Annotated in this window: 4 protein-coding genes; 1 reads left to right on the forward strand and 3 read right to left on the reverse strand. The window is 63.4% G+C overall.

Features of this window, described 5'->3' with window-relative positions; genetic code table 11:
- The 3 genes from MOV61_RS29080 to speB form a co-directional block, all read right to left on the reverse strand.
- The coding region (locus tag MOV61_RS29080) for an ABC transporter ATP-binding protein (protein ID WP_247139070.1) at positions 1–861 on the reverse strand (861 nt) is incomplete at its 3' end.
- Positions 862–1,050: 189 nt separating this feature from the next.
- Positions 1,051–2,139 carry a PotD/PotF family extracellular solute-binding protein gene (locus tag MOV61_RS29085; protein WP_040124093.1) on the reverse strand — a complete coding sequence of 363 codons (1,089 nt, stop codon included), beginning with the start codon at positions 2,137–2,139 and terminating at the stop codon, positions 1,051–1,053.
- A 74-nt stretch (positions 2,140–2,213) separates the two neighbouring features.
- Positions 2,214–3,272 (reverse strand): agmatinase, encoded by a 1,059-nt coding sequence (gene speB / locus MOV61_RS29090; RefSeq protein ID WP_247139071.1) that lies wholly within the window; start codon positions 3,270–3,272, stop codon positions 2,214–2,216.
- 183 nt (positions 3,273–3,455) lie between these two features.
- On the opposite strand from speB, the gene MOV61_RS29095 reads away from it, so the two are divergent.
- A partial coding sequence (locus MOV61_RS29095; protein WP_247139072.1) for a LysR family transcriptional regulator occupies positions 3,456–3,635 on the forward strand: 180 nt, incomplete at its 3' end.

The raw sequence follows: 3,635 nt of genomic DNA on the forward strand, positions 1-3,635 counted from the left end.
CGCGCCGTGGCCGGGTGCGGTGAGCTGCACGTCCTCCGGCCGCACCGACAGCATGCCTTTTGCAGCGCCTGCGGGGAGCGCGATGCCCTCAACCAATTCGCCGAGCACGCTGGCGCGTCCGGCGCTGTCGGCTTCCAGGGGCAGGAGGTTGGTCTGGCCTATGAAGTCGGCGACGAAACTGTCGGCCGGGCGGCGGTAGATATCGACCGGGGCGGCCGCCTGGCGGATCTCGCCGCCATTCATGACGACGACCGTGTCGGCCATGGTCATCGCTTCGCGCTGGTCGTGGGTGACGACGATGGTGGTGATGCCGAGCCGCTGCTGCAGCTGGCGCAGTTCCACCTGCATCGCCTCGCGTAGTTTCGCATCGAGCGCCGACAGCGGTTCGTCGAGCAGGAAGAGCTTTGGCGAGATGGCGAGCGCGCGGGCGATCGCCACGCGCTGCCGCTGACCGCCGGAAAGTTTTGCCACGGAGCGGTCTGCGAACCCGGGCAGGTGGATCATCGCCAAAAGCTCGTCGACGCGTTTCTTCTGGACGTCCTTGGCCACGCCGCGGATGCGCAGCGAATAGGCGATGTTCTCACCGACCGTCAGGTGCGGAAACAGCGCCAGCGACTGGAAGACCATGCCGAGATCGCGCTTGTGGGTTGGTACCGCGGTGATATCCGCGCCGCCGAGCTCGATCGAGCCGCGCGTCGGAAGATCCAGGCCGGCGATCATCCGCATCAGCGTGGTCTTGCCGCAGCCGGACGGCCCGAGCAGGCAGACGAACGTGCCGTCCGGAACCGAAAGGCTCACGTCGTTGACGGCCGTGAAGTTGCCGAACTGCTTCGTCACATGGTTGAGGTTCAATCCGGACATTCGGTCTCCGTACGTCTTGGCAGGGCTAGTGCCCCTCATCCGGCTGCCGCCACCTTCTCCCCGCTCGCGGGGAGAAGGAATATGCCGCACCGTCTCGGCTATCGCAAACTTGAGCGTTGGCACGTCCCCTCTCCACGCAAGCGGGGAGAGGGCTAGGGTGAGGGGCTGCCTTGGAACGCGAGGCTGTGATCAGCCCGCGATCATCTCCGTCCACTTCTGGTTCAGGAAGTCGGACTTGGTCTGGTAGAGATCGTAACGCGGGATGATCGGCTCGATATCGGAGGAGACCGAGGCGAATTCGGCGGCGGTGAGGTCGAGCAGGTCGCGCTTGACGGTCGGCGAGGTGCCGACCTTGCGCGACAGGGTCGCCTGGATGGCCGGCTGGCACATGTAGTTGATGAACGTGTGCGCTTCCTCGGTCTTCTTCGAGGCGCGCGACAGCGCCCAGCAGCCGCTGTCCTGGATGCCGCCTTCCTTGGGGAAGGTCGAGCGGACCGGGCTGCCCTGCGAGGCGGCAAGACCGGTGACGTCGTGGTAATACTGGCCCATCGGGATTTCGCCCGACTTCAGCGCCTGTTCGAACTGCGCCTCGTCGCGATACCAGAGGCGGACGTTCGGCTTCACTTCCGAGAGCTTTTCGAGCGCCTTGAGGATGCCTTCGTCGGTATCGAGCGCCTTGGTGCCGCCCATGAAGGTCTTCGCGGTCACTTCGAGCAGGAAGGAGTTGGAGACAAGCGCCAGGAGGCCGAGCTTGTCGGCATTCGCCTTGTCCCACAGGGCAGCCCAGGAAGTCGGGGCTTCCTTGTAGGCCTGCGTATTGGTCACCAGCGTGATGTACCAGGAGACGGCGCCGATGCCGGCGATCTTGCCGTCCGGGTACTTGTTGACGAAGTGGTCGATGAGGTTCTTGGAATTCGGCAGCTTGGCTGCGTCGAGGGGCGCCCAGAGCTTGGTCGTCTGGCCCTTCAGCATCGCCACCTGCGACATCATCGAGACGTCGGCCGGGGCCGCACCCGCCTTGGCGGCCTGTTCAAGCTGAACCAGCCAGGCTTCGCCGGTCGGCTCGGCGACGGATTCAATCGCGATGCCGGTCGCCTTGGTGAAGTCCGGGAAGATGTTCTTGTCGAACGAATCCTTGAAGAAGCCGCCATAGACGCCGACCTTCAGCGACTTGTCCTGGGCGCGCAGGACAGAGGGCATGGCCAGCATGGAGGCGCCGGCGAGACCGGCACCGAGCACGCCGCGGCGTCCGAGTTTGGCGTTCAGAATGTCACGCATGATGTTCTCCTTTGTTTTTTGGGCCTGCCGGTGCTTTGCCGGCTGGCGAGTTCCCTTGTTGTCTGCAGTTTATGTCAGGCGCGGCCCTTCACGGAAGGGCTGAAGACCATCAGGCTCAGGATTTCGAACAATATCTGGGCGCCTGCATGGGCGGTGTTGTTGGTCGCGTCATATTGCGGCGCCACCTCGACCACATCGCCGCCGACGATGTTGATGCCCTTCAGGCCGCGGATCAGTTCCAGCACTTCGCGGGTGGTGAGCCCGCCGATCTCCGGCGTGCCGGTGCCGGGCGCAAAGCTCGGATCGAGGCTGTCGATGTCGAAGGAGACATAGGTCGGGCCGTCGCCGACGATCTTTTTAGCCTTCTCGATGATCGCGGGCAGGCCGAGGCCGGTCACTTCCTCCGCATGGATCACCGTCATGCCGGACTCGTAGGAGAACTCCCAGAGATATTCGGCAGCACCGCGAATGCCGATCTGGATCACCCGGGTCGGATCGAGCACGCCGTCGAGCACCGCGTTGCGGAACGGGCCGCCGTGGTGAAACTTGGTCTCGTCGAAAAAGCCGCTCGTGTCGCAATGGGCGTCGATATGGATCATGCCGACCGGTGCCTTTTTGCCGACCGCCTTCAGGATCGGATGGGTGATCGAATGGTCGCCGCCGACCGAGAGCGGCAATACTCCGGCATCGACGATCTGGCCCACGCGCTTTTCGATGTCGTCGTGGCTCATTTCCAGCCGATAGCGGCTGCGGAAGGGCACGTCGCCGATATCGGCGACGTTCAGTTCATAGATCGGTGCGCACTCCAGCACGTGGTTATAGGGTCCGACGCGCTCGATCGTGCGCAATGCCCGAGGCCCGAAACGCGAGCCCGGCCGGTTGGTGACGCCAAGATCCATCGGCATGCCGAGCATCGCCACCTGCAGGTCGCCGAAATCGGGGTTCTCCGCATCGAGCGGCCTGTAGGGCGCATCGAGAAGCGTGGGAATGCCCGCATAGGGCGCGACGCGGGTGCCGGCCTTGTCGAAGATCTTCTCGCCGACTTTTTTGAATTTCGGGTCAAAAATCTCGCCACCTCGGCTGTCGAGATATTTTGCGCGCAATTCGCCGAGCTTTTTCGCGTCGAATGTCATGATCGCCTCGCCTGTCTGCACGGCCGCTTGTGCGCAGCCTAATTTTTGTTCCACCGGGCTTACCGCCCTTGTTTTCATCATTATCCGTCAGGTGCGGGTGGAAAAGCAATTGAGATTGTTCTAGCAGTCGCTGTGAGAAAAACTAACACTTAAGATCAATTCGAGGATCAGTCCGGGATCAAGATGAGCAACCGCCTGCCGCCCCTCAATCCGCTGCGCGCCTTTGAGGCGACCGCCCGCCGCGGTTCGGTTTCGGCGGCGGCCCGCGAGCTCAACGTCACCCACGGCGCGGTCAGCCATCAGATCAAGGCGCTGGAAAGCTCGCTGCAGGTCTCGTTGTTCGAACGCGGCGCCAAGCGCCTG

It is taken from the genome of Neorhizobium sp. BETTINA12A, from assembly GCF_023006485.1.
Taxonomy (GTDB): Bacteria; Pseudomonadota; Alphaproteobacteria; order Rhizobiales; family Rhizobiaceae; genus Neorhizobium.